This window comes from Actinosynnema sp. NPDC002837 (genome assembly GCF_040295345.1).
Classification (GTDB): domain Bacteria; phylum Actinomycetota; class Actinomycetes; order Mycobacteriales; family Pseudonocardiaceae; genus Actinosynnema.
This window is the reverse complement of record NZ_JBEOVG010000049.1, coordinates 14,776-40,193: the sequence shown is the minus strand read 5'-3', so window position 1 is coordinate 40,193 and position 25,418 is coordinate 14,776. Positions and strand designations below refer to the sequence as shown.

The window sequence follows — 25,418 nt, the reverse complement described above, 5'->3', positions numbered from 1 at the left end:
AGGCCACCCCTGAGCGCAGTACCGAGCCGATCGGTGTCCCGGAGCGCACAGCTGAGCCTGTCGGTGTCCCGGAGCGCAGCGCCGACCTCCACCCCGCGCCCCTCCCCACCTCCCTCACCTCCACTCCTCGGCGGCAGCAGTCGGGCGTGGCGGCAGTCGCGAGCTTCCGTCAAAACCGAGCCGACTTTTGCAACGAATCGACAAAAGAGAGCCCAAGTTCTTGTCAGACGGCGCGCTCAACTGCCAGGATCTGCCGCAACCTACCCCCGAACGTGAGCTGGACCACCTCGTTCGATCGACTCCCCGACGAAGTCGGAGCCACGATGCAGGCGCAGACCGAAGGCAGGCGTGAGGCCAACCTCGCCCTCCTGCTGCGCACGCTCCGCGCCCGCGGCCCCCTCTCCCGCGCCCAACTGGCCGCCGGGTCGGGCCTGTCCAAGGCCACCCTCTCCCCGCTGCTCGCGAACCTCGAACGACGCGGCCTCACCGAACGCGCGGGCACCACGACCACCCAGGGCAGGCCCGGCCAGCTGGTCCAGCTGCGCCCCGGCGCGGTGTGCGGCATCGGCCTCGACATCCGCCCCGGCCACGTCGGCGCGACCATCACCGACCTGACCGGCGACGTCCGCCTGCGCCGCCAGACCAGGTGCGACACCAGCGCGCCCGAGCACGCCCTCGACCGACTCGCCGACCTGGCCCGCACCGCCCTGAAGGACCTGCCGAAGGCCGACTGGGCAGCCGTCACGGTCGCCGTGCCGGGCCGCGCCGACCGCACCGCGGGCACCGCCACCGCCACCCGGCTGCGCTGGCGCGAAGTGGCCGTGGTCGACGGCCTGGCCGCGCGGACGGGCCTGCCCCTCGACCGGCTCGACGTCGACAACGAGGCCAACCTCGCCGCCTACGCCGTGCACGACGGCGACCCGGTCGACGACCTCGTCTACCTCAACGGCGACCACAGCGTGGCCGCGGGCGTGATCGCCAACGGCGCGCTGGTGCGCGGCGCGGACAACCGCGCGGGCGAGGTCGGCCACATGGTGCTCGACCCGCTCGGCAGCACGTACTGCGCGTGCGGCCGCCGCGGCTGCTGGGAGACGCAGGTGGGCCTGGACGCGTTCCTGCACGCCTGCGCGCCGCGCCACGACCGGGTGCACGACCCGGAGCTCGCGCCGACCGAGCGCATGTCCATCCTGCGCGGCCGGGCCGAGCGCGGTGACGCCCGCACCCTCGACGCGCTGCACCGCACGGCCGCCGCGCTGGCGTCCGGCCTCTCGATCCTCGTCACCGTGCTCGACCCGCGCAAGATCGTGCTCGGCGGCTACTTCGCCGCCCTGCAGGACTGGCTGGTCGCGCCGCAGGAGCAGGGCCGGACCCGGGTCACCGCCTCCACCCTCGGCTTCACCGCGGGCGGTAAGGGCGCGGCGCTGGCCGCGTTGCGCCGCGTGCTGGACGACCCGACCGTCGTGCCCGTCAAGGACAGCGGCCCGAAGACGGGCGGTTCACACGAAGGGGCCTCGGCATGACCCTGCTCCGGATGACCGGCATCGGCAAGACGTTCCCCGGCGTGCGCGCCCTGGACCAGGTGGACCTGGAGGTCGCCGAGGGCGAGGTGCACTGCCTGCTCGGCCAGAACGGCGCGGGCAAGTCCACCCTGATCAAGGTGCTGGCCGGCGCGCACCAGCCCGACGACGGCGAGATCACCTGGCGCGGCGCGCGGACCACCCTCCCGTCGCCGGTGGCCGCGTTGCGGCTGGGCGTCGCCACCATGTACCAGGAACTGGACCTGGTCCCGGACATCTCGGTGGCGGAGAACGTGTTCCTCGGCCACGAGCCGACCAGGTTCGGCTTCACCCGTCGCCGCGCGGCCCGCGACCTCACCAGGACGTTGATGGCGCGCCTCGGCCACCCCGAGATCGGCCCCGACCGGGAGGTCGGCCGGTTGTCCGCCGCCGGTCAGCAGCTGGTGTCGATGGCACGCGCCCTCGCGCACGACGCCCGGCTCATCGTGATGGACGAGCCGACCGCCGCCCTGGCCGCGGACGAGGTGGACAACCTGTTCCGCATCGTCGGCGAGCTCACCAAGGACGGCGTCGCCGTCCTCTACATCTCCCACCGCCTCGAAGAGATCCGGCGCATCGGCAACCGCGTCACCGTGCTCAAGGACGGCCGCACGGTCGCCGCGAACCTCCCCGCCGACACCCCGACCGCCGACCTGGTCGACCTGATGTCCGGCCGCAAGGTCGAGACGGTCTTCCCGCACCGCGAGGCGTCCACCGTGGACACGACGCGCGAGGTGCTGACGGTCACCGGCCTGAGCCGCAAGGGCGAGTTCAGCGACGTCGGCTTCCACGTGCACGCGGGCGAGATCCTGGGCATCGCCGGCCTCGTCGGCGCGGGCCGCAGCGAGATCCTGGAAACCGTGTTCGGCGCGCGGAAACCGGACGCCGGGCACATCGCGGTCGACGGGAAACCGGTGCGGCCGGGCAGCGTCGTCGCCGCTGTGAAGGCGGGCATCGGCCTGGCCCCGGAGGAGCGCAAGGCCCAGGCCCTGCTGCTGGACCTGACGGTCGCGCACAACGTGACGCTGTCCAGCCTCCCCGCCTACAGCCGCGCCGGCTTCCTCGACCGCGCCCGCGAGCTGAAGGACTCCAAGGCCACCCTGGAACGGCTCGACCTGCGCCCCGCCGACCCGCGCCGGCTGGTCGCCGAGTTCTCCGGCGGCAACCAGCAGAAGGCCGTGGTGGCGCGGTGGCTGGTCCGCGGCTGCAAGGTGCTGCTCCTGGACGAGCCGACGCGCGGCGTGGACGTCGGCGCGCGCGCCGAGCTGTACCGGGTGATCCACGAACTGGCCGCGGCCGGCGTGGCCGTGGTGCTGGTGTCCAGCGAGGTCGCCGAGGTGCTCGGCCTCGCCGACCGGGTGCTGGTGCTGCGTGACGGCGAGGTGATCGCGGACCGGCGTGCCGACGAGCTCACCGAGTCCGCCGTGCTGGACATGGTGATGGCGGGCAGCGCCGTCACCGAAGCCGCCGCCACCGACACCACCGATGTCGTGCCTGAGGAGGCCCCGTGACCGAAGCAAGGGTCCTCGACCCGAAATCCGCCGCACCCCAGGAGCCGCCCAAGCACCGCCGCAACCTCGACCTGAGGCTCACCGGGCTGCTCGGCGTGCTCGTGGTGCTGTGCGTCGTCGGCTACGCCACCCGACCCGACAGCTTCCTCACCGAGGCCAACATCTCCACCATGCTGCGGCTGGCCGCGGCGATCGGCGTGGTCAGCGTCGGCATGACGTTCGTGATCATCAGCGGCGGCATCGACCTGTCCGTCGGCTCGATCGTGGCGCTGTCGGGCGTGTGGATGACCACCGTCGCCACCCAGTCCTACGGGCCGGTGGTGATGGTGCTGTGCGCCCTGCTGGTCGGCCTCGGCTGCGGCCTGGTCAACGGGGTGCTGATCTCCTACGGCAAGATCGTGCCGTTCATCGCCACCCTCGCCATGTACGCGTCGGCGAAGGGCCTGGCCGAACGGCTCTCCGGCCGCCGCACGCAGGTCGTCACCGAGACCGGGTTCACCACCTTCTTCCGCGGCGACATCCTCGGCGTCCCGGTGCTGATCTGGATGCTGGCCGCGGTGTTCGCGGTCGGCTGGGTGGTGCTCAACCGCACCGCTTTCGGCCGTCGCACGTTCGCCGTCGGCGGCAACGCCGAAGCCGCCCGCCTGGCCGGCATCGACGTCCGCAGGCACACCGCGCTCGTCTACGGCATCGCCGGCCTGTGCTGCGGCATCGCCGCGCTCATGGTCGTCGCGCGCACCACCTCCGGCGCGTCCACCAACGGAATGTTCTACGAGCTGGACGCGATCGCCGCGGTCGTCATCGGCGGCACGCTGCTCAGCGGCGGCCGGGGCTCGTTGATCGGCACGCTGATCGGCGTCCTCATCTTCACCGTGGTGGGCAACATCTTCACCCAGAACAACCTCGACACCGACATCCAGAACATCGCCAAGGGCGTGATCATCATCGCCGCGGTGCTCCTGCAGCGGACCACCGCCCGCCGCCGCGGCGGGCACACCACCTGACGCGCACGGCACAGCCACCCACACCGACCCGACACACCGCCCGGGAGTCAGCCATGCCCTCACTCGACCGTCGCCGCTTCCTCTGGGGAACCACCGCCGTCGGCACCGCCGCCCTGCTCGCCGGGTGCACGTCCAACGAGTCCGGCAACACCGCGCCGAACGCCGTCGCGGGCGGCTCGGGCCAGAACAGCCAGCCGGGCAAGCAGGTCACCATCGGCTTCTCCGCGCCCGCCGCGGACCACGGCTGGATGGCCGCGATGACGAAGAACGCCAAGGCGCAGGCCGACGAGTTCTCCGACGTCACGTTCAAGGCCACCGAGGGCACCAACGACGTCAACCAGCAGATCGGCCAGGTCGAGACGCTGATCAACGACAAGGTCGACGTGCTGGTGGTGCTGCCGTTCGACGGCAAGGCGCTCACCGAGGTCGGCCGCCAGGCCATGGACGCGGGCATCCCAGTGATCAACCTGGACCGCGTCTTCGACACCCCGCTGGCCTACCGGCTGTGGATCGGCGGCGACAACTACCGCATGGGCGTCAACGCGGGCGAGTACATCGCCGCGCAGCTCAAGGCCAAGAACGTCTCGAACCCGATCATCGGCGAGGTCGCGGGCATCGACTCGCTGCCGCTGACCCAGGAGCGCAGCAAGGGCTTCAGCGACGCGTTGGCGAAGGCGGGCTTCTCCGTCGGGCCGCGCGTCTCGGCGTCGTTCACGTCCGAGTCCGGCGAGCAGCAGACCGCCAACCTGCTCCAGTCGGCGCCCAAGCTGGACGCGCTGTGGAACCACGACGACGACCAGGGCATCGGCGTGATGGCGGCGATCGACAGCGCCGGCCGCAAGGAGTTCGTCATGGTCGGCGGCGCGGGCTCGCGGAACATGATGGACCTGATCAAGGCCGACAGCGGCGTGGTCAAGGCGACCGTGCTCTACAGCCCGTCGATGGCGTCCTCGGCGATCGCGCTGGCCAGGCTGCTCGGCCAGGCCAAGGGCATCGGCGACATGGCCGAGCACGACATCCCGGCGTCCATCACCACCTACTCCGCCGTGGTGACCAAGGAGAACGTCGACCAGTACCTCGACGTCGGCTTCGACTCCTGACCGGGTCGCCGGACCGACACCGTCGCTGGATCGACACTGCTGCGAAAGGCTGCTGATGACGGAAGAGATCGGCGTGGGCATGGTCGGCCACGCGTTCATGGGCGCGGTGCACTCGCACGCCTGGCGCAGCGTCCACCGGTTCTTCGACGTGCCCCTGACGCCCCGCCTGGCCGTCCTCGGCGGCCGTGACCCGGTGCGCACCAAGGACGCGGCGACGAAGTACGGCTGGGCGGCCGTGGAGACCGACTGGCGCGCGCTCGTCGCCCGGGACGACGTCGACCTCGTCGACATCTGCACCCCCGGCGACACGCACGCCGAGATCGCGCTCGCCGCGCTCGCCGCCGGCAAGCACGTCCTGTGCGAGAAGCCGCTGGCCAACACCGTCGCGGAGGCCGAGGCGATGGCCGCCGCCGCCGAGGAGGCCGCCGGGCGCGGCGTCCGGTCGATGGTCGCGTTCAACTACCGGCGCGTGCCCGCGATCGCGCTGGCCCGCAGGCTGGTGGAGGAAGGCCGCATCGGCGAGGTCCGGCACGTGCGCGCGGTGTACCTGCAGGACTGGCTGTCCGACCCGTCGTCGCCGATGACGTGGCGGATGCGGAAGGAGAAGGCCGGTTCGGGCGCGTTGGGCGACCTCGGCGCGCACATCGTGGACGCCGCCCAGTACGTCACCGGCGACCTGATCACCGGCGTCAGCGCCACCACCGAGACCTTCGTCCGCTCCCGGCCCGACGGCGACGGGTTCTCCGACGTGACGGTGGACGACGCGGCCGTGTTCCTGGCCCGCTTCTCCTCCGGCGCGCTGGGCACGTTCGAGGCGACCCGGTACGCGTTGGGCCGCAAGAACTCGATGCGGCTGGAGGTCAACGGCACGCGCGGCAGCCTGGCGTTCGACTTCGAGTCGATGAACGAGCTGTCGGTGTTCTCGGCCGACGACGGCTCGGCGGCCGGGTTCCGGCGGATCCTCGTGACCGAGGCCGATCACCCGTACGTGGGCGCGTGGTGGCCGCCGGGTCACCTGCTCGGGTACGAGCACACGTTCACGCACGAGGCGGCGGACTTCCTCACGGCCATCGGCGGCGGCGTCGACCCGTCGCCGAGCTTCGCCGACGGCCTGCGGGTGCAGCGGGTGCTCGCGGCGGTGGAGGAGAGTGCCGGGCAGCAGTCGACCTGGACCACGATTGGAGACCACCGATGAGCCGACCGGTCACGTTGTTCACCGGCCAGTGGGCCGACCTGCCGTTCGAGGAGGTGTGCCGGCTCGCGTCCGGGTGGGGTTACGACGGGCTGGAGATCGCCTGTTCCGGTGACCACTTCGAGGTGGACCGGGCGTTGGCGGACGACGACTACGTGCCGGCCAAGCGCGCGATGCTCAAGCAGTACGGGTTGGAGGTGTTCGCGATCTCCAACCACCTGGTCGGGCAGGCGGTGTGCGACGACCCGATCGACTTCCGCCACCAGGCGATCCTGCCCGCGCGGATCTGGGGCGACGGCGAGCCGGAGGGCGTGCGGCAGCGTGCCGCCGCGGAGATGGCCGACACCGCGCGCGCGGCGGCCCGGCTGGGCGTGGACACGGTCGTCGGGTTCACGGGTTCGTCGACCTGGAAGTACGTGGCGATGTTCCCGCCTGTCTCGCAGGCCGTGATCGACGAGGGGTACGCCGACTTCGCCCGGCGGTGGAACCCGATCCTCGACGTGTTCGACGAGGTGGGGGTGCGGTTCGCGCACGAGGTGCACCCGTCGGAGATCGCGTACGACTACTGGACGACGCGCAAGGCGCTGGACGCGGTCGGCAACCGGCCCGCGTTCGGGCTGAACTGGGACCCGTCGCACTTCGTGTGGCAGGACCTGGACCCGGTCGGCTTCATCCTCGACTTCGCCGACCGGATCTACCACGTGGACTGCAAGGACACGAAGAAGCGCTTCGACGGCCGCAACGGCCGGCTGGGCTCGCACCTGGCGTGGGCCGACCCGCGCCGCGGCTGGGACTTCGTCTCGACCGGGCACGGTGACGTGCCGTGGGAGGAGTCGTTCCGCGCGTTGAACGCGATCGGCTACCGGGGTCCGATCTCGGTGGAGTGGGAAGACGCCGGCATGGACCGGTTGCGCGGGGCGGAGGAGGCGGTCGGCTTCATCCGGCGGCACCTCTTCGACCCCCCGGCCGCCTCGTTCGACGCCGCCTTCAGCACGGGGGAGTGACCCCGCCGACGCCGGCGCCCACCTGACCGGGTGGGCGCCGGCGTCGTCCCGTCGCGTCGCGTCGCCGCGTGATCGTCGGCTACGGCCTCGGCGGGTCGATCCCGGCACGACGGAGGCGCTCGCGGGCCTCGTCCTGCGACAGCGACGTGACGGGCCTGCCGACCGCGTGCTGGTACTTGGCGTCATAGGCCCTGGTCCAGACGCCTGCCGCCCACGCCCGCCGCAGTTCCTCGGTGCTCAACTCCCGGCCACGCGCACGGCCGTACGCGTCGAGGAACCGCTGTGTTTCCTCGACGGTGGCCAGGTCGTCCGGGCTGACGGTCGAGTGCAGCGCGGCGGCGAGACCGACCAGGACGGATTCGCTCTCCGCGACCACGCTGTCCCAGTCGTGCACCACCAGCAGCGCGTCGCCGCTCCAGCGCAGGTTGCCGGCGAGCCAGTCGCAGTGGCCGTTCACGGCGTCGGACCCGCCGGCGCGCAGCCGGTCACGGGCCCGGCGCCCGGCATCGTCGATCCACGCCGCGCCGGACACCTCGTCGAGGTCGATTTCAGAGCCCTCGGGACGCGGCCACAGCCCGTCCCCGCCCTGGTTCCAGGCCGCCCACGACGGTGGCGGGTCGAGCGCGGGCACCTCGCCCGGCGGCGGAGCCAGCCGGATCAGCCGCGCGAACGCCTCGGCGAAGGCCTCGGCCGCGCGCTCCGCGCTCGGGAGCAGCGCACCGCCGGGCACGTAAGCCTCCGCGGTCGCGACGTCACCACCCAACGGCTCGGCGCCGATGAGCGGCCGCGGGCACGGGTAGCCGGCCTCGAACACGCGGCGCTGGACCTCCACGCACGCCGCGGTCCGCGGCGAGTCCGGACGAACCTTGACCACGACCTCACGGCCGTCGGCCAGCCGCAGCCCGATGACGGCGGACAGGAACCCGGACCTGAACAACTCCGCCGCCGGCGGGCTGCCCAGGTGCTCCACGCACCACCGGGCGAGCAGGCCGGGATCGACGGCACGCGCGCGAGCTGACATCGGGGCATCCTCACAGGCGTGCGCTACCAGGTGACCGGCAGGGAGCGGAGGCCGTAGATCGGGGCGTCGAACTTGAACTCGACCTCCTCGAACGGCACGGCCAGGCGCAGGTCGGGTAGCTCCGTCACCAAGGCCCGCAGCGCGACCCGCATCTCCAAGCGCGCCAACAGCTGCCCGACGCACTGGTGCACCCCGCTGCCGAACGCGAGGTGCGCCCGCGCGTCCCGGCGCAGGTCGAGGCGGTCCGGGTCGGGGAACGCGGCCGGGTCGCGGTTCGCGGCGAACAGGGACGCGATCACGCCCTCGCCGGCCGCGAGCACCGTGCCACCGACGGCCGCCTCACCCGCGACCGCCCGCACCACCCCGTGGTGCACGGGGCTCAAGAACCGCAGCAGCTCCTCCACCGCGTTGTCGACCAGGTCGGGCGACGCGACCAGCGCCTCCCACCACGCCCGCTCCCGTTGCAGCGCCAGCACGGACAGCGCGATCGAGTTCGCGGTCGTCTCGTGCCCGCCGACGAGCAGCAGCACGGTCATCCCGACCGCCTCCTCGTCGGTCAGCCCCGGCTCCCGCACCAACCGGCTGACCAGGTCGTCCCGCGGCGCGAGCCGGCGCGCCCGGACCAGGTCGGCCAGGTACCCGTGCAGCTCGTCCAACGCCCCCTGCACCTGCGCCGCCGACAACGACCGGTCCAGGTGGGCCCGGCTCCGGGTGGAGAAGAACTCCTGGTCCGCCACCGGCACGCCGAGCAGCAGGCAGATCACGTCCGACGGCACGGGCAGCGCGAACGCCGTCACCAGGTCGGCGGGCCGCGGCCCCGAGCGCAACGCGGCCAACCGTTCCCGTGTGATCCGCTCCACGTCGGCACGCAGAGCCGCCATCCGCCGCACGGTGAACTCGCCCGTCACCAGCCGGCGGTACCGCGTGTGCTCGGGCGGATCGGTGACCAGGAAGCTCCCCGGCGCGGCCTTGCGGTCCACCACCGGCCGCAGCTGCGGAAAGCCCGGCGTGCTCGGGTCCGACGAGAACCGGCCGTGATCGCGCAGCACCGCCCGCACGTCGTCGTACCGCGTCACGAGGTGCGCCTGCTGGCCGTGCCGCAACGACACCGGGCACACCGGCGACTCCACCCGCAACGCCGCGAACTCCGCCGGCGGATCGAACCCGGGACGACGCACGATCGGGTAGTCCATGGTGATCGACCTTATAGCCGCCACCAACCTCCCACAGGCGCGAGAAGAAGCAGACTGCACCCGTGGACCCGGTGACAGCGCAAGCCTGGGCGGCCCTCGGCGGCCGACCCGACCTGACCGTCGACTACACCCCGGCGGGCGACGTGCTCGCCGCCCGACTGCCCGTCCGGGACCTGGCACGGGCCACCGTCGGCGTGTGCGCCCTCGCCGCGGCCGAGCTGAAAGCCGCGCGCGACCGCACCCCGACCCCGCCGGTCACGGTGCGCGAAGCCGCCGTCGCCACCGCCTTCACCAGCGAACGCCACCTCCTCGTCGACGGCCGCCCCGGCGCCGCGTTCGCGCCGCTGTCCGGGTTCTGGCGCACCGCCGACGGCTGGGTACGCACCCACGCCAACTACCCCCACCACCGCGAACGCCTGCTCGACGCCCTCGGCGTCACCGACGACCGCGCCGCGCTGGCCCGCGAACTGGCCACCCGCCGGGCCCTGGACGTCCAGGAAACCGTCTACGCCGCGGGCGGCCTGGCCGTCGCGGTCGCCACCGAACCCGACCCGACCCGCCGTCCCCTGGTCGAAACCCGCCCCACCGACGCCGCGAAACGCGTCCTCCCACCGGCCTCCCGCCCCGCCGAAGGCGTCCGCGTCCTCGACCTCACCAGGGTCATCGCCGGCCCGGTCGCCACCCGCACCCTCGCGTTCCTCGGCGCGGACGTCCTCCGCGTCGACCCGCCCCACCTGCCGGAGGACCCCGACGCCCACGCGGACACCGGCACGGGCAAGCGCTCCACCCTCCTCGACCTCGCCGACCGGCACGACCGGCGCACGTTCGACGACCTCCTCGACCACGCCGACGTCGTGGTCACCGGCTACCGGCCGGGCGCGCTCGACCGCCACGGCGTGAGCCCGGAGGCGCTGCGAGCGAAACGCCCCGACCTGGTCGTCGCCCAGCTGACGGCCTGGGGCGACACCGGCGCCCTGGCCGGCCGGCGCGGGTTCGACAGCCTGGTCCAGGCCGCCACCGGCATCGCCGCCGCCGAGAGCACCGACGGCGTCCCCGGCGTGCTGCCCGCCCAAGCCCTCGACCACGGCACCGGCTACCTGCTCGCCGCCGCCGTCCTCCGCGCCCTCGCCGAACCCCACGGCCGGCACGTCAGCCTGTCGCTCGCCGGCACCGCGTCCTGGCTCCTGCACGACATCGAGCCCTCGCCCGTCCACGGCGACTACGACCCCGACCCCTGGCTGGTCGAGACCCCGTCGCCCTACGGCGTCCTCCGCCACGCCCGCCCGCCGCTCACCGATCATGGGAAGTGGGACCATCCGCCAACCCTCTGGGGCACCGACGAACCCCGTTGGCGGTGAAAGGGGCGAGACGTCATGGCTAGACCTCCGGCGCCGGTCTTGGACTGGGCGTTCGCGCGGAAGTGGCGGCACCCGGCGTCCTTCCGGGTCGGTCGGGTGGCGCCGGCGGTGACGACGTGGCTGATCGCGCTGGTGATCGCGCTGATCGCGGACGGTTCCGAAGCCGACAGCCCCGTCCCGCGCAGCGTGCGCTACCTGGTCGTGCTGGCCACCCCGATCGTGCTCATCGCGCGGCCGAGGCTGGGCTGTGCGGTGGCGATCGCCTCGGCGGTCCTGCTGGGCGTGGCCGGTGAACCGCCGTGGGTCGTCGTCCCGTTCGCGATCAACGGCGCGTACTGCGCGTACTCCCTGGCCCGGTTCCTGGTCGGCCCGAGGCGGCAACGGCGGGCGTTCGCCGGACTCGCCGCACCCGTCACGGTCGACCTGCCGCAGGACGACCCGGTCACGCGGCGGCCTGCGGGGCTGCGGAAGCTGCTGATCGGCGTGATGGTGGTGACGTGCGCGGCGCTCGCGGTGTGGGCGTGGCGCGGCGATCACCCCACCTTGTGGCTGGTGGTGGGCGTGATCGCGTTCATCGCCGCCGTCCAGGCCGCACGCCTGACCGCCGCCCGGCTCGCCCCGCGTCGGCTCCTGTCCCGCCCCGCACCGGGCGCGCAGGTGCTGGTCCGGTTCGAGCCGGGACCGCGGACGACCCTGTTCACCGCCGACAAGCACCGCCGGGAGGTCGCCTGGCTGGTGTTCGACCGCGTCGTGCACCGGTCCGCGGACGCGGAAGCGCCTGACGTCCTCGCGGCCCACGCCGCCATCGCGGTCGCGGAGGACGAGGGCCGGCCGCCGGACGACCTGTTCCCGGCCACCGTCGTCGGTGACTTCCGCGCGGGCGGGTACGTCGCGGTCGTCACCGATCACGCCGTGCTGCTGCCCGACGGCCCGGTGCACGCGCTGTTCGACGACGATCCCGTCGAGGTGCCGCCCGGACTGGTCGACGGTCGGCTGTGGTCGGGGCTGGAGCGCCCCACCTCGCCGAACCGGAGCACGCGCGAGTCCACAAAGGACTGACACGTGCGGTGGGCGCCCGCCACCGGCGGTTCGGTGGCGCTCGGCTCACCTGCGTGGCGGACCCGCGTGGTGAAGGGACAAACGACCACTGGAAGTGTTACGACTGAAACGCACGTTCGAGGGGTCACCCGATCGGGTACCCCCGTCGCCGGACGCGCGCGCGACGTTGGGAGCACGGGTGGTGGACCGCACTATCGCAGGCCGGTATCGGCTGACCGAGCGGATCGGCACGGGTGGGATGGGGGTGGTGTGGCGGGCCGAGGACCAGCGGCTGCGCCGCATCGTCGCGGTCAAGGAACTGCTGTCCCGCACCGGGTTCGACCAGGAGTCGATCGACCGCGCGATCCGGGAGGGGCGCATCGCGGCCCGCCTGTCGCACCCCAACGTGATCGCGCTGTACGACGTCGTCGAGTACGACGGCCACCCGTGGCTGATCATGGAGTACCTGCCGTCGCGCAGCCTGGCCACCGTGATGACCGAACGCGGCACCCTGCCCCCCGACGAGGTGGCCCGGCTCGGCGTGCAGCTGGCGGACGGGCTGGCCGCCGCGCACAAGGCGGGCGTCACGCACCGGGACGTGAAGCCGGGCAACGTGCTGGTCACCGAGTTCGGCACGGTCAAGGTCACCGACTTCGGCACCTCGCGCGCGACGGACGAGGCGACCGTCACCGCGTCCGGGATGCTCGTCGGCACGCCCGCCTACCTGGCGCCGGAGGTGGCGCGCGGCGGGAAGGGCGAGTTCCCGGCGGACGTGTTCGCGCTCGGCGCGACGCTCTACGCGGCGCTGGAGGGCACGCCGCCGTTCGGCGTGGACGGCAACACCATCGCGCTGCTGCACCGGGTCGCCGACGGCCGCTTCCCGCCGCCGCGCAACGCAGGCCCGCTGGCTCCGGTGCTGATGCGCCTGCTCGACACGAACCCGGAGACCCGGCCGAGCATGGCCGAGGCGGCGGACATGCTGCGGGACGTGCGGTTCGACGGCACGTCACCGCCACCGTCCCCGACGCCGACCGCGATCCTGGCCTCGCCCCTCGAACCGATCGCCACTCCCGAACCGGCACCGGCCGAACCCACGCCCGAGCCGATCCGCCCCGCTCCGGCCAACGCGGCTCCGGCCAACCCCGCTCCGGCCAACCCCACCCCTCCGCAGCCGACCCCGTCCCAACCCACCCCTCCGCAGCCGACCCCGTCCCAACCCACCCCTTCGCAACCGACCCCGCCTCAGCCGCTGCCGGCGGTCCCGCCGTCGAACGAGGAGAAGCGAGGCGACCGCAAGGCGCTGGTCGCGCTCGCCGTCGTGGCCCTGATCGCCATCGCCTTCGTGGCGTGGCTGGTCAACCGGGGTGACGGCGGCTCACCGTCGGCCGGATCGGGCGCCACCAGCGAGACCACCACCGCCCAGCCGACGTCCGACGCGCCCGCCGGGACCCAGCCCGCCCAGACCACCGAGGACGAGCAGCCGGCCACGACCACCACCACCGCGGCGCCGGAGCCGACGACCCCGAGCACGTCCCAGCCGCCCGCCGACATCGGCCCGGACCAGGCGCTGAGCGACTACTACGGCCTGCTGCCGAACAACCTGGAAGTCGCGTACGCCCGCCTCACCGACGGCTTCAAGGCCGAGAAGACGCCGACGTTCGCCGACTACCAGGGCTGGTGGGGCGGGATCAGCGCGGTGACCGTGAGCAACGTGCAGGCGGTCGGGCCGCAGCAGGTCACGGCCACCGTGTCGTACACGTTCAAGTCCGGCGGGACCCAGACCGAGCGGCACCTCTACACGCTGATCAAGGTCGACGGGCAGTGGGCGATCGACGGGCAGCAGAACGCCTAGCGGCCGTCCGCCGGACCGAGGGCGCGGCTCACCCGAACCGGCCGCGCCACACGTCGATCACCAGCACCGGCCGCATGCCCACCGACTCGTAGAGGCCGAGCGCGGGCGTCGGGTTGTTCGAGTCGACGTGCAGGATCGTGCCCGCGCGCCCGGTGGACGCGTCCAGGTGGAACGCGTGCCCCAGCAGGTGCTTCGCCACCCCGCGCCCGCGCGCCTCGGCGAGGACGCCCAGGAAGCCGACGTAACCGCAGTCCTCGTCGGCGAACTGGTCGGTGCGCTCCAGGAACCCGGCCGGCCGCCCGTCCAGCTCCGCCAGCCACAGCCCCGACCAGTCGAAGGTCGACTTGCGCTCCTGCCGCTCGTGCCACTCCTCGTAGGTCTTCGGCACGAACCCGAACTGACCGGCGAACGACGCGTTCCACACCTCGTGCGCGACCCGCCGCACGTCCTCGTCCACGGCCTGCCGCAGCACCAGCCCCGGCACGGGCGCGGGCGGCGGCACGTCGCCGACGTGGTCGACCCGCATCCGGTGGAACGTGGTGGCGACCTCCAGCCCCAGCGCGGCCACCCGGGCGCGCAACGCCACGTCGTCCCGGTAGACGCCGTGGTCGACGGTCACCGCGTCGTGCCCGCCGGCGCGCCCGATCTCCCGCGCGCGCTCCAGCACCCTGGTGAACAGCCAGTCCACCAGCACCGGGTCCTGCGACACCACGTCGACGTCGACCTCGTCGCTGCCGCTCTTGCCGTTCGCGGTCGCGTAGCCGACGGGCGCGCCCGCCGCGTCGAGCACCAGCCACGCGTCGCGCTCCAGGTCGAAGCCCGGCCGGGTCAGCTCGTCGCGCATGTCCTCGAGCGTGTAGTCGGCGAACCCGATGACCGCCGTGGTGCAGGCGTGCACCAGGCCGAGGACCAGCTCGGCGTCGTCGGTGCGGGGCGGCCGGACGGTGTGACCGGCGGGAAGGGCGTCCATGGCGGGAGATGGTGCGCCGCGCGTCCGGCCCCTGTCGACCGGGTTTCGGGCGGGTTAGGGTCTCCGGATGGTCGAGGGCGTCCGTCGGGTGTCGGTCCTGCTCGCAGTGATCGCGGTGGTGGGTGTGGCGGCCGTGCTGGCGTTCCGGCCGCCGGCGCCCGTGGCGGACGCGCCGCCGTCCGAGTTCGCCGCCGGACGCGCCGAGCGGCACCTGGCGGCCATCGCCCGACGACCGCACCCGATCGGGTCGGCGGACAACGAGCGCGTCCGCGAGTACCTCGTCGACACCGCCCGCGGCCTCGGCGCGGACGTGGTGGTGGAGTCCGACGAGGTCGTCCGGCCGTGGCGGGGCGTCCGGGTGGCCACCACGCACAACGTCGTCGCACGCGTGCGCGGCACGGAACCGTCGGTCAGCGGCGGCAAGGCGTTGCTGCTGGTCGCGCACTACGACTCGGTGCCGACCGGTCCCGGCGCGGCCGACGACGGCGCGGCGGTCGCGGCGATGCTGGAGGCGTTGCGCGCGCTGAGGACCGGCGGTGTGCGCAACGACGTGGTGTTCCTGTTCACCGACGGCGAGGAGGCCGGGGCGCTCGGCGCGGCGGCGTACGTGGAACGCCACGGGGTCGACGGCGTCGGCGCGGTGCTGAACTGGGAGGCGCGGGGCAGCGGCGGGCCGGTGTGGATGTTCCAGACGGGTGCGGACAACGCGCCGCTCGTGTCGGCGTTCGGCGAGGCGAGCAGCAGGCCCATCGCGAACTCGTTCGCCTACGAGGTCTACCGGCGGATGCCGAACTACAGCGACTTCACCCTGTTCGCGGAGGCGGGCGCACGGGGGTTGAACAGCGCGTTCATCGAGCACGTCGGCGACTACCACTCGCCGTACGACGACCTGGAGCGGCTGGACCGGGGCAGCCTGCAGCACCACGGCGAGACGATGGTGGGACTGGTGCGGGCGTTGGGCGACCGAGACCTGCGGGCCGGCGCCGGTGACGCGGTGTACTTCGACCTGTTCTCCCGGGTGCTGGTGCGCTACCCGACGTGGCTCGCGGTGGCGCTGGCCGCGGTGACGGTCCTCGCGCTGGCGTCGCTGCTGGTCCTGGGTGTCCGAAGTGGACGATTGCGGTGGCGGGCGGTGGCCGCCGTGGCCGGGGTCGCGGTCGGCGCGGTGGTCGTGGCGGGCGCGTCGGCGTTCGGGGTGTGGGCACTCGTGGCGGCCGTCCGGCCGGGGTTGGGGTTCCTGGCGTTGTCGGAGCCGCCCGAGCGGGGCTGGTTCGTCGCCGGGTTCTGCCTGCTCGGGGCGGCGGTGCTGCTGGCGGCGGCACGGGTGGTGCGGCGGTGGTCGCCGGCCGAGGTCGTCGCCGGAGTTCTGGTGGTGACGGGCGTGCTGCTGGCGGCCACCACGGTGGCCGTGCCGGGTGCCGGGTTCCTGTTCCAGTGGACCCTGCTGGCCGGCCTGCCCGCGTTGCGGACGACCCGGGCGGCCTTCCTCCCGCCGCTGGTCGCGGCGGCGATCTACCCGCCGTTGGTCGGCACGATGATGGTGGCGCTGGGCATGCCGCTGAGCGCCGTGGCGGTGGTGTTCGCGGTCCTGGCCGGTGTGCTGCTGCTGCCGTTGCTGACGGGGTGGCGCTCGTGGCGGCCGGCGCTCGGCGCGGCGGCGGTCGCGGTGGCGCTGATCGCGGTGGGGACGGTGCGGTTCGGCTTCGCACCGGACGAGCCGCGGCCCGACTCGCTGATCTACCTGCAGGACACGGGCGGCGCGAGCTGGCTGTCCGCCGATCCCGCGCCCGACGAGTGGACCTCGCGGGTGCTGGGGGAGGACCCGGAACGGGTGACGTTGCCGTACCCGGCGCTGGACCGGCCGATGATGCGCGCCGCCGCGCCCGACCTGGGCCTGCCCGCGCCCACCGTCGTCCCGGTGGCCACCGCCGAGGCCGCGGTGCGGACGGTGACGTTCCGCGTCACGCCGAACGCGCGCGCGTGGCGGACGCACGTGACGCTGTCCGGCCCCGGTCGGCCGGCGTGCCGCCTCGGCGCCACGCCCCTCCCCGGCGCCACCCTGGACCTGTACGGCCCGTCCGCTCGCGAGATCACCTGCGACCTGGACCTCGGCGCGCCGCTGGAGGTGGCCGTGGCCGACCAGTGGGCCGGGCTGCCCGCCGAGGCGTCCTCCCTGGTCGGCCCCCGCCCACCCGACGCCATGCCGGTGCAGTCCGGCAGCCGCGCGTTCGACGCCGCCGTGGTCCGCGCCGAGTTCCGCCTCTGACCGCTCGTCACCCGGCCCTGACGCGGGCGCCGACCAGACCGGCCACCGCGAGTCCCGCGCACAGCCACGCGAACCAGTCGCCCAACCGCGCGTACGGCGTCGGCCCCTCACCCGTCGGCACGTCGGCGACCACCACGGTGAACGGGCCCCCGCCGCCGGTGGCCGCCTCGCCGACCACCCGACCTCGGGCGTCGGACGCCATCAACCGCGTCTTGCGCCCGCCCCACGCCACCGCGACCCCGTTCTCGGCACCGCGCAGCAACGCCGTGCGGCTGTGCTGCCACCCGTTGTCGTCCTCGTCGGACGCCGGGATCGCCAGCAGCCGCGCGCCGGCCGTCGCGTAGTCCGAGCTCGGGTCGGGGTGGTTGACGTCGGCGCAGATCGCGACACCGGTCGAGCCGAGGAGCGCGAGGTCGCGCCCGGCCGGGCTGACCAGGTCGTGGTGCTTGAGGTACTTCACGGGCTCGCCGCCGGACGCGGGGAACGTCACCGCGTAGTTGTACTTCTTCCCGTCGGTCCACTGGGCGAAGCCGACCACGATGTCGATGCCCTCCGCGCGGGCGAGCGCGGTCATGGTGTCCACCAGCACCGCGGGGCGGGCCTCGCGCGCGCCGAACGCGGCCTCGGGCAGCACCGCGACCCGCACCCCGTCCGGCAGCGCCTCGACCTGCCGCGCGTACGCGGCGACCAACTCGGGTCCGGCCGGCGTGCCCAGGTCGGTGGCCCAGCCGTGGTTGTTGCTCGCCACCAGCGCGACGCGCTGCACCGGCCCGTCGTCCTGGGCCAGCCGCACCGCACCGCCGATCGACACCGCCGCGAGCACGACACCGGCGAACGCGGCGACCCGCACGTCACGCCTGGTCACCACGGCGGCGACGGCGGCCGGCGCGAAGAGGACGAGGTACTCGACGCCCCACGCGCCGGTGATCGCGGTGGTCTGCAGGACCAGCGGCACGTCGGCCTGCGTCGTCGCGAGCGTGCCCATGATCCCGACGGGGTTGGTCGACGCCGCCACGTACAGCACCGCGACCCAGGCGGCGGGCGCCGTGGTCACCGCGAGCAGCGCGCGTCCGCGGTTCAGCAGTGCCCGGAACAGGGTCACCACCAGGGCGAAGGTCGCCGCCATCCCGATCCCGATGGCGACGCCCCACGGTAACAGCGGCAGGTCGTGCGAGTGGGCCAGGAACGGCCAGGTGTTGGTCAGCCCCAACAGGCACGCCCCGAACGCCAGGGCCGCGGCGACGCGCCCGGACGTGCGTGGCGCGACGAGGAGCACGGGCAGCGGGGCGAGCCAGGCCAGCGCGGCTATCGGCGCCAGTCCCGTGCCGAAGTAGAACAGGGCGGCCGAGCCCAACCCGGCCAGGACCACCAGCGGAAGCTCACGTTCGGAGTCCATTGAGGACCCTTCTGGTCGTGCGCTTGCACAGCGCGCGGAAGTCGTTCTCGGACAGGGTCATCCGGCCGCCCAGGTACAGCTGGACCAGGCCCATGACCGGTGTGGTGACGGCCAACGCGACCTCCAGGGGGTCGTCGTCGCGCAGCACGCCGTCCGCCAAGGCCTGCTCGACGGTCGCGAACACCGGCGCGAACGCGGGCGAGCCGCCGGTGTGGAAGTCGTCCGGGAACCGCAGCGCGTCGGGCCGGTGCTCGGTGACCAGGTAGCGGTAGAGGTTCGGCCGGCCGAGCGCGAAGTCCAGGAACGCGTCGGCCAGCGCGTCGAGCCGCTGGGCCAGGCCCAGTCCGCGGCCGCGTCCGGCCCAGTCGGCGGTCAGCTCTGCCACCGCCGCGTCCGCCACCGAGCGCAGCAGCGCTTCACGGTTGGGGAAGTGGCGGTAGGTGGCCATGGCGGTCACCCCGGCATCCGCCGCCACCCGCCGCATGCTCACCGCCGGCGCGCCTTCCGCCAGCAGGATCGCCAACGCCGCCGCCGAGATCCGGTCGGCCGTCTCCGTCATGTCTACACCGTACACAGCGTGGGTCTACGCCGTAGACGTTCCGGTGCGGCGAGGAAGGCGGTGGCGCGGCGCCCGGGCCGCTCAGGGCAGCCGCACCAGCGCGAGGTCGGCGAGCAGGGACGCGGACGGCAGCGCGATCGTCGCGATGTCCGGCAGCACCGGAACGGCCGGCACGGCGGTGGCGCCGGCGGTGGTGGCGTTCGGGAACTGCGGTTGCGGGGCGGGTGCGGCCACGTCGGTGAACGGGATACCGCGAGGAGGCCTCGGGTTCGCCCACGTGCCGGACGGCGACTGGTCGGCGGCCGGGCAGGCCGCGGTCGTCGCGAGCCCGTCGGGCGCCGTCGTCACGAGGTCGTTGCCGCGCAGGCAGTTGCCCCGGCCCCGGGTGGCGGTGGGGAACGTCCAGCCGACGTCGACGCCGTTGGCCGCGAACGCGTTGTCCAGGACCTGGTTGCCGTTCGGCGGGATGTCGGCGGTCGCGGTGATCACCAGACCGGCGGTGGCGTTGCCGGCGATCCGGTTGCGGACGACCTGGTTGTCGCTGCCGCCGTCGATGCCGACGCCGATGCCCCACCCGCCGTCGGCCTGCTCGGGGGTCGGGTCCTGCTGGTTGGCCGCGATCAGGTTGCCGGCGACGACGGCGTCCTGCTGGGGGAGCAGCTTCTCCTGGTGGTCGGAGCCGCTGGTGAGCCCGACCCGGTTGCCGACGAGGCGGTTGCCGACCACGTACAGCTCGCCGCCCGCGTTGGTGCCCTCGTAGCCGACCGCGTTGAGCTCGGCGATGTTGTCCCGCACGACGATGCGGCACGGCTTGCACTGCCCGACGTAGATCCCGGAGTCGGCCGAGCCGGAGGTGTAGGAGTGCTCGATGACGCCGTCCTGGGCGGAGAACGCGTAGATGCCGTAGAGCCCGTTGCGGGTGGCGGTCACGTGGGAGACCAGGAACGACTTCAGGAACGTGACGGGCTCGTCGCCGGTGTCGTAGCCGCCGTCGCCCGGGGTGCCGCCGGCCGCCGCCGCCGAACCGGTGACCAGGACCCCGTTGTGCGTGTTGTTCTTGACGGTCAGGTTCTCCACGGCCACACCGGGCGCGGTGACGACGATGCCGTTCGGCTGCCGCAGCTGCCCGTCGATCACGACCCCGTCCCGGGACTCGCCGCGCAGGGTGATCCGGTCCGTGCCGACCTCGACCGACTCGTGGTAGACGCCGGGCGCGACCAGGACCAGGTCACCGGGCTGGGCGAGGGCCACCGCGGCGGAGATCGTCGGCGCGTCGACCGGCACCCGGATCGTCACGTGCGTGCCGGCGGGCCGCCTGCCCTCGGCGGCGCCGCCCTCGCCTGATCCGCCGCAGCCGGCCAGGACGAGCGCCGCGGTGATCACGACGAGGCCGAAACGAAGCATGGACCCAGTCTGGCACGACCGGCGGATTCGCCTGCGGTAGGGCGAATCTGGCACTCTCGCCACCGTGCGCCGAGCCGAAGACCACCCGTCACGCCGCACGTTCCTCGGCGCCGGGGCCACCGCGCTGGCCGCCGGTCTCGCCGCCGGGTGCGAACCGCGCGCCGCCGCCCCGCCCGAGCGGCACGACGTCCCGGCGGTGTCGCCGACAGGTCCTCATCAGGCCGGCATCACGCTCCCCGCGCAGGCCCAGCCCAACCTGCTGGTCGTGGTGGCCGACGTCGTCGACGACGTGGCGGTCGGCCCGCTGCTGGCCGAGCTGGGCGAAGCGGTGCGCACGCTGGCCGAGGGGACCGACGCGCGACTGCTCGGCCTGCCGCCGGGCGATCTCACCGTGACGATCGGGATCGGCCCCCGGCTGGTGCGCCTCGCCGACCCCGCCCTGCCCGGCGGCGCGGACCTCCCGCAGTTCTCCCGCGAGCGGATCGCCGAGCGGGAACGGGGCGGCGACCTGCTGGTGCAGGTCTGCGCCGGCGACCCGGTCGTCCTGTCGGTCGTCGCCGCGGCCCTGCTGGGCCAGGCCGGTGATCGGGTGCGCGAACGGTGGCGGCAGTCGGGGCGCCGCGGCGCGACCGTCGCGGTGGACCAGGGCATCACCGCGCCGCGCAACGCGTTCGGGTTCATCGACGGCATCGTGGGCCCGCACACGACCGCCGAACAGCAGCGGGACCTGTGGCTGGCCGGGCCGGCCCCGGTCGCGGGCGGCACGATCGCCGTGCTCCGCCGCATGGAGCTCGACCTGCCGAAGTTCGCCGCGCTGCCCGTCCCCGACCAGGAGGCGGTCTTCGGTCGGCGTCGGGACACCGGCGCGCCCCTCTCGGGCGGCGTCATCGCCTCCGACCCGGACCTCGGCGCGAAGACGCCGGACGGGCGCTACCTGATCCCGGCGGACGCCCACGTCCGCCGGGCGCACCCCAACGCGGTCGGCGTCGGCCACATGCTGCGCCGCTCGTACACCATCGACGAACCCGCGCCGGGCCTGCTGTTCATCAGCTTCCAGAACGACCTGCGGACGTTCACCAACACCCTCACCCGGATGGACGCCGTCGACGCCCTGCTGCCGTTCACCACCGCCACCGCCGCCGCGACGTTCCTGGTCCTGCCCGGGTTCGACCGGCAACACCCGCTGGGCGCCACGCTCTTCCGGTGAACGTCAGGTCCGGACGCGGTAGCGCAGCAGCACCACCCCGTTGCCGAACGCCCGGGTCTCGACCAGGTCGAGGTCCGCCTTGTCGTCCTCCGGCCCGAACATCGGCCGCCCGCGTCCCAGCAGCACGGGGTGGACGTACACCCGGTACTCGTCGACCAGGCCGAGGCGGCGGAACGAGGCGGCCAGGTCCGGGCCGCCCACGACCAGGTCGCCGCGCGCCGACGCCTTCAGCGCCCGCACCTCCTCCGCCACCACGTCGCGCACGATCGTCGCGTTCGGCCCCGCCGTCGCCAACGTCCGCGAGTACACGACCTTCGGCATGCCGCGCCAGATCCGGGCGAACTCCCGCTCGGGCGCGGAGGCGTCGGGGTCCTCGTCCGCCGTCGGCCAGTGCGCCTCCATCAGCTCGTAGGTCCGCCGACCCTCCAGGAACGCGCCCATCTCCGCGAACACGGTGTTGAAGTGCTCGTGCAGCTCTTCGTCCACGAGGTGCCAGTCGATCGACCCGTCGAGGTCCTCGAAGAAGCCGTCCACGGACACCGACAGGGAATACACGATCTTCCGCATGGGTCACTCACCAGTCGTGGAGGGTGCCGTCCGCCAGCCGGTTGACCGGCAGGTACGCGGCACGGTAGGGGAACCGGGCGGCCGCGTCCACGTCGAGCTCGACCCCCAACCCCGGCGCGTCGGACGGGTGCAGCAGGCCGTCGGCGAACGTGTAGGACGTCCGGAAGACCTCCAGCGTCCGCGCCGAGTGCCGCATGTACTCCTGGATGCCGAAGTTGTGCACGGCGAGGTCCAGGTGCAGCGCGGCGGCCATGCCGACCGGTGAGATGTCCGTCGGCCCGTGCATCCCCGACTTGACCCCGTACACGGCGGCGAAGTCCAGCACCTTCTTCAACGCCGTCACCCCGCCCGTGTGGGTGACCGCCGAACGGACGTAGTCGATCAGCCGCTCGCTCAGCAACGTCGTGTAGTCGTGGATCGAGTTGAACACCTCGCCGATCGCCAACGGCGTGGTGGTGTGCTGCCGGATCAGCCGCAACGCCGCCTGGTCCTCGCCGGGCGTCGCGTCCTCCAGCCAGAACAGGTCGTACGGCTCCAGCGCCTTCCCCAGCCGGGCCGCCTCGATCGGGGTCATCCGGTGGTGGCCGTCGTGCAGCAGCGGCAACGCCGGCCCGAACTCCGACCGCACCGCCTCGAACACCGAGGGCACGTGCCGCAGGTAGGCCCGCGTGTCCCAGCTCTCCTCCACCGGCAACGCCGTCGGCCGCGCCGGCTCGTAGTCGTACCGGTCACCGCCGCCGGCCGCCGACGCCGCCACCCCGTACACCGTCTCCAGCCCGGGAATCCCGGTCTGCACCCGGATCGCCCGGAACCCCAGCTCCAGGTGCAGCCGGATCGAGTCGAACAGCTCCGGCAGGTCACGCCCCGACGCGTGCCCGTAGGCCAGCGCGCCCACCCGGCACGCCCCGCCGAGCAGCTGGTACAGCGGCATCCCCGCCGCACGCGCCTTGATGTCCCACAGGGCCGTGTCCACGGCGGCGATCGCGGCCATCGTCACCGGACCGCGTCGCCAGTACGCGCCCCGGTACAGGTACTGCCAGGTGTCCTCGATGGCCGAGGCGTCGCGCCCCAGCAGCAGCGGCACGACGTGCTCGCGCAGGTACGCCTCCACCGCCAGCTCACGCCCGTTCAGCGTGGCGTCGCCCAGACCGGTGATCCCGTCCTCGGTGGTGATCCGCAGCGTGACGAAGTTCCGCCCCGGACAGGTCACCACGACCTCCACCGCCGCGATCTTCACGACTCCACCTCCCGCACCTCGGCCACCACGACGCCGTACGGGTCCAACTCCACGGAGCCCAACGGCGAGCCGTCCAACGCCACCAACCGCCCGTCGAGGACCGGGTCCACCGTGACCGGTGAGGCGTGCTGGCTGACGAACCACGCGAACACCCGCCCGTCGGAGGAGTGCTCCATCAGCCCCGTCATCACCAGCGGGTCGTCCACCCGGACCGCCGGGGGCACGCCGGCGACCGCGGCCAGCGCCGCGTACAGCCGCCACGTCGGTTCCGGGTTGACCCGCGGCGTCGAAGCGGCCATGTGCTCCAACGGGTAGGTGCACAGCACCATCCACCCGTCGCCGACCCGGTGCCGCAGCAGGGCGGGCCGCCCGTGCCCGTCGACCGCGACCACCTCCGCCCCGTCCGGCACGACCGGCAGGAACGCGCGCGACTCCGCCGTGCCGCCGACCCGGAACACCAGCTCCTCACCCGCGCCGATGCCGCCGAACCCGCGCTGGAACACCATCCGCAGCGAGTCGTCCTCGATCGGGTCGACCAACCCGTACCGCAGCTGCTTCACCACGCCGAACGTCTCGTCCAGCTTCGGCCACCACGGTCCGCGCTGCGTCCGGTGCTCGCCGACGAAGTACGACGCGTACACCACCGCGCCCGCCGCGGCGCGCTCCACCAACGCCCGCCACGTCGGCGCGGTGAGCTGCTTGACCGACGGCGCCAGGTACAACGCGCAGTCGTCCGGCACGCCGTCCAGCTCGCGCGCCACGCCCACGGGCAGGTCCGCCTCCCGTGCCGCGATGTACGCCTGCCGCGAGTTGTTCGCCACGCTCGTCGCGTCCTCGGGCTGCGTGAACGGGTACCGCGCCTCCAGGAACGACGACACCAGCAGCGCGATCGAGGTGTCCGGCCGCCGCAGCCGCGCGAAGTCCGTGCGCCGCAACACCTCCGTGAACGCCCGCACCTCCCGCAGCTGCGCTTTCGGCCGTCCCGAGGAGTCCGTGAGGCCGAAGTGCATCTCGAACGGGTGGTGCCGGTAGGGCTCCTGGTCGGCCAGGTCGTCGTAGTCGGTGTTGTTCCACGGTATCCAGCCGGTCGCGCCCGCCAGCAACGTCGTGTGCAGGACCTGCCGGTAGTAGTGGGCGGCGTTCTCCTCCGACGCGTAGTCGGACGTCACGCCGAACTCCTCCAGCACCACGGGCCTGCCGCCGATGTCGAGCAGCTCGCAGACGAACGCCGCGCCGAGGTGCAGCCGCAGCTGGTCGTCCTCCATCCGGTACACGTGCGGCCCGTGGAAGTCGATCAACGGCGCCAGGTCGCGCACCCGGAAGCCGTTGTCCAGCCCCGTGACCTCCACGCCCCACGCGCCGTCGCCGACCGACACCGGCTGCGTCGCGCCCGCCGCGCGGATCTCCCCGATCAGTGCCGCCGCCCACGCGGTCACCGCGTCCGGGTCCAGCGTGCCGATGCCCCGCGACCGCCAGTCGGCGTAGATCGGGATCTCGTTGCTCAGCAGCCACCCCGCCACCGCCGGGTGGTCGTGCCACCGGCCGGTCAGCTCGCGGACGTACCAGCGCTGCCGGTCCAGGAACGACGCGTCGGCGAAGACGTCCCGGCCGTCGCGCCACGGCGGGTCCCAGTTCTGACCCGACATGTGCCCCACGACGAACGTCGGGATGGTCCGCATGCCCAGCGCGTGGTGCCGGTCGAGGAAGTCGTCGTACCTGGCGAGCAGCTCCGGGTCGAGCGCGTCCTCGGTCGGCATGAAGTCCGGCCAGTAGAAGAAGCTGCGGGTCAGGCCGATCCCGTGGTCGCGCATCACCAGCAGCTCCTCGTCCACGACCGCCGGGTCGTAGTCGCGCCACATCAACGGGCCACCGGTCCGCGACCAGTAGTTGACCCCCACCCAGGTGTCGGGGCCGGCGAGCTTGGCGGAGTTGCGCTGCATGGCCACAGGTATATCGTTTAACCTGGCGTCTGTCGAGGCACTG

The 25,418-nt window shown here is 73.4% G+C and carries 20 protein-coding genes; 11 read left to right on the top strand and 9 right to left on the bottom strand.

The features are described 5' to 3' along the window. Nucleotides 1-146 precede the first annotated feature (146 nt). Genes ABTZ99_RS28175 through ABTZ99_RS28150 form a run of 6 tightly spaced genes read left to right on the top strand, consistent with a single transcriptional unit; the run spans nt 147 to nt 7,367 of the window. Entirely contained in the window at nt 147-1,520 is a 1,374-nt protein-coding gene (locus ABTZ99_RS28175; protein WP_499615346.1) for an ROK family protein, read from the top strand. Beyond that, nucleotides 1,517-3,067, top strand: coding sequence for a sugar ABC transporter ATP-binding protein (locus ABTZ99_RS28170; RefSeq protein ID WP_498773090.1), 1,551 nt, complete (start codon nt 1,517-1,519; stop codon nt 3,065-3,067). Before ABTZ99_RS28175 ends, ABTZ99_RS28170 begins: the two co-directional genes overlap by 4 nt. Next, nucleotides 3,064-4,071, top strand: coding sequence for an ABC transporter permease (locus tag ABTZ99_RS28165; RefSeq protein WP_499615342.1), 1,008 nt, complete (start codon nt 3,064-3,066; stop codon nt 4,069-4,071). Before ABTZ99_RS28170 ends, ABTZ99_RS28165 begins: the two co-directional genes overlap by 4 nt. A gap of 53 nt (nt 4,072-4,124) precedes the next feature. Further along, on the top strand, nt 4,125-5,171 hold the full coding sequence (locus ABTZ99_RS28160) for a substrate-binding domain-containing protein (protein ID WP_498773094.1): 1,047 nt from the start codon (nt 4,125-4,127) through the stop codon (nt 5,169-5,171). Between the two features lie 55 nt (nt 5,172-5,226). Further along, a complete protein-coding gene (locus ABTZ99_RS28155) occupies nt 5,227-6,366 on the top strand; it encodes a Gfo/Idh/MocA family protein (protein WP_498773096.1) in 1,140 nt (379 codons plus the stop codon). After that, nucleotides 6,363-7,367 (top strand): sugar phosphate isomerase/epimerase family protein, encoded by a 1,005-nt coding sequence (locus tag ABTZ99_RS28150; protein ID WP_498773098.1) that lies wholly within the window; start codon nt 6,363-6,365, stop codon nt 7,365-7,367. The genes ABTZ99_RS28155 and ABTZ99_RS28150 overlap by 4 nt, the downstream gene beginning before the upstream one ends. A 79-nt stretch (nt 7,368-7,446) precedes the next feature. Here the strand turns inward: ABTZ99_RS28150 and ABTZ99_RS28145 are convergent, their stop codons facing one another. Together ABTZ99_RS28145 and ABTZ99_RS28140 are read right to left on the bottom strand one after the other, a co-directional pair. Further along, entirely contained in the window at nt 7,447-8,388 is a 942-nt protein-coding gene (locus ABTZ99_RS28145) for a phosphotransferase family protein (RefSeq protein ID WP_499615338.1), read from the bottom strand. Between the two features lie 23 nt (nt 8,389-8,411). Further along, nucleotides 8,412-9,581: a cytochrome P450 gene (locus ABTZ99_RS28140; RefSeq protein ID WP_499615334.1), complete on the bottom strand. Its 1,170-nt coding sequence runs from the start codon at nt 9,579-9,581 to the stop codon at nt 8,412-8,414. 62 nt (nt 9,582-9,643) lie between these two features. On the opposite strand from ABTZ99_RS28140, the gene ABTZ99_RS28135 reads away from it, so the two are divergent. From ABTZ99_RS28135 to ABTZ99_RS28125, 3 genes are all read left to right on the top strand, one after another. Then, entirely contained in the window at nt 9,644-10,939 is a 1,296-nt protein-coding gene (locus ABTZ99_RS28135) for a CoA transferase (protein ID WP_499615331.1), read from the top strand. A 15-nt stretch (nt 10,940-10,954) separates the two neighbouring features. After that, a complete protein-coding gene (locus ABTZ99_RS28130) occupies nt 10,955-11,998 on the top strand; it encodes a hypothetical protein (protein ID WP_498773106.1) in 1,044 nt (347 codons plus the stop codon). A 178-nt stretch (nt 11,999-12,176) separates the two neighbouring features. Continuing rightward, entirely contained in the window at nt 12,177-13,829 is a 1,653-nt protein-coding gene (locus ABTZ99_RS28125; protein WP_499615327.1) for a protein kinase domain-containing protein, read from the top strand. Nucleotides 13,830-13,857: 28 nt separating this feature from the next. Here the strand turns inward: ABTZ99_RS28125 and ABTZ99_RS28120 are convergent, their stop codons facing one another. Beyond that, nucleotides 13,858-14,799, bottom strand: coding sequence for a GNAT family N-acetyltransferase (locus ABTZ99_RS28120; RefSeq protein ID WP_498773110.1), 942 nt, complete (start codon nt 14,797-14,799; stop codon nt 13,858-13,860). Nucleotides 14,800-14,866: 67 nt separating this feature from the next. Here ABTZ99_RS28120 and ABTZ99_RS28115 point away from each other — a divergent pair, with 67 nt between their 5' ends. Next, a complete protein-coding gene (locus tag ABTZ99_RS28115; RefSeq protein ID WP_499615324.1) occupies nt 14,867-17,065 on the top strand; it encodes a M20/M25/M40 family metallo-hydrolase in 2,199 nt (732 codons plus the stop codon). A 7-nt stretch (nt 17,066-17,072) separates the two neighbouring features. On the opposite strand, the gene ABTZ99_RS28110 is transcribed toward ABTZ99_RS28115, so the two are convergent. From ABTZ99_RS28110 to ABTZ99_RS28100, 3 genes are all read right to left on the bottom strand, one after another. After that, nucleotides 17,073-18,461, bottom strand: a complete 1,389-nt coding sequence (locus ABTZ99_RS28110; protein WP_499615321.1) for a nitrilase-related carbon-nitrogen hydrolase — start codon at nt 18,459-18,461, stop codon at nt 17,073-17,075. Further along, nucleotides 18,445-19,020, bottom strand: coding sequence for a TetR/AcrR family transcriptional regulator (locus tag ABTZ99_RS28105; RefSeq protein ID WP_499615318.1), 576 nt, complete (start codon nt 19,018-19,020; stop codon nt 18,445-18,447). The genes ABTZ99_RS28110 and ABTZ99_RS28105 overlap by 17 nt, the downstream gene beginning before the upstream one ends. Before the next feature lie 81 nt (nt 19,021-19,101). Then, a complete protein-coding gene (locus ABTZ99_RS28100) occupies nt 19,102-20,424 on the bottom strand; it encodes a right-handed parallel beta-helix repeat-containing protein (protein ID WP_499615315.1) in 1,323 nt (440 codons plus the stop codon). A gap of 64 nt (nt 20,425-20,488) precedes the next feature. On the opposite strand from ABTZ99_RS28100, the gene ABTZ99_RS28095 reads away from it, so the two are divergent. After that, the gene (locus ABTZ99_RS28095; RefSeq protein ID WP_498773122.1) at nt 20,489-21,631 is read left to right on the top strand and encodes a Dyp-type peroxidase; all 1,143 of its coding nucleotides are present in this window, start codon (nt 20,489-20,491) and stop codon (nt 21,629-21,631) included. A gap of 3 nt (nt 21,632-21,634) precedes the next feature. On the opposite strand, the gene ABTZ99_RS28090 is transcribed toward ABTZ99_RS28095, so the two are convergent. From ABTZ99_RS28090 to ABTZ99_RS28080, 3 genes are read right to left on the bottom strand one after another with little or no spacing between them, the layout of a single operon-like run. Then, nucleotides 21,635-22,198 carry a dihydrofolate reductase family protein gene (locus tag ABTZ99_RS28090; protein WP_499615314.1) on the bottom strand — a complete coding sequence of 188 codons (564 nt, stop codon included), beginning with the start codon at nt 22,196-22,198 and terminating at the stop codon, nt 21,635-21,637. Nucleotides 22,199-22,205: 7 nt separating this feature from the next. Next, complete coding sequence (gene manD, locus ABTZ99_RS28085) at nt 22,206-23,435, bottom strand: D-mannonate dehydratase ManD (RefSeq protein WP_499615311.1); 1,230 nt, start codon at nt 23,433-23,435, stop codon at nt 22,206-22,208. Then, complete coding sequence (locus ABTZ99_RS28080) at nt 23,432-25,375, bottom strand: glycoside hydrolase 5 family protein (protein WP_499615308.1); 1,944 nt, start codon at nt 25,373-25,375, stop codon at nt 23,432-23,434. Before ABTZ99_RS28080 ends, manD begins: the two co-directional genes overlap by 4 nt. Nucleotides 25,376-25,418: the final 43 nt, after the last annotated feature.

Coding starts and splice junctions, on each gene's coding strand:
- ABTZ99_RS28170 (WP_498773090.1), top strand. CDS start 1,517: ATGACCCTGCTCCGGATGACCGGCATCGGCAAGACGTTCCCCGGCGTG.
- ABTZ99_RS28160 (WP_498773094.1), top strand. CDS start 4,125: ATGCCCTCACTCGACCGTCGCCGCTTCCTCTGGGGAACCACCGCCGTC.
- ABTZ99_RS28155 (WP_498773096.1), top strand. CDS start 5,227: ATGACGGAAGAGATCGGCGTGGGCATGGTCGGCCACGCGTTCATGGGC.
- ABTZ99_RS28150 (WP_498773098.1), top strand. CDS start 6,363: ATGAGCCGACCGGTCACGTTGTTCACCGGCCAGTGGGCCGACCTGCCG.
- ABTZ99_RS28145 (WP_499615338.1), bottom strand. CDS start 8,388: ATGTCAGCTCGCGCGCGTGCCGTCGATCCCGGCCTGCTCGCCCGGTGG.
- ABTZ99_RS28140 (WP_499615334.1), bottom strand. CDS start 9,581: ATGGACTACCCGATCGTGCGTCGTCCCGGGTTCGATCCGCCGGCGGAG.
- ABTZ99_RS28130 (WP_498773106.1), top strand. CDS start 10,955: ATGGCTAGACCTCCGGCGCCGGTCTTGGACTGGGCGTTCGCGCGGAAG.
- ABTZ99_RS28120 (WP_498773110.1), bottom strand. CDS start 14,799: ATGGACGCCCTTCCCGCCGGTCACACCGTCCGGCCGCCCCGCACCGAC.
- ABTZ99_RS28115 (WP_499615324.1), top strand. CDS start 14,867: ATGGTCGAGGGCGTCCGTCGGGTGTCGGTCCTGCTCGCAGTGATCGCG.
- ABTZ99_RS28110 (WP_499615321.1), bottom strand. CDS start 18,461: ATGGACTCCGAACGTGAGCTTCCGCTGGTGGTCCTGGCCGGGTTGGGC.
- ABTZ99_RS28105 (WP_499615318.1), bottom strand. CDS start 19,020: ATGACGGAGACGGCCGACCGGATCTCGGCGGCGGCGTTGGCGATCCTG.
- ABTZ99_RS28100 (WP_499615315.1), bottom strand. CDS start 20,424: ATGCTTCGTTTCGGCCTCGTCGTGATCACCGCGGCGCTCGTCCTGGCC.
- ABTZ99_RS28090 (WP_499615314.1), bottom strand. CDS start 22,198: ATGCGGAAGATCGTGTATTCCCTGTCGGTGTCCGTGGACGGCTTCTTC.
- ABTZ99_RS28080 (WP_499615308.1), bottom strand. CDS start 25,375: ATGCAGCGCAACTCCGCCAAGCTCGCCGGCCCCGACACCTGGGTGGGG.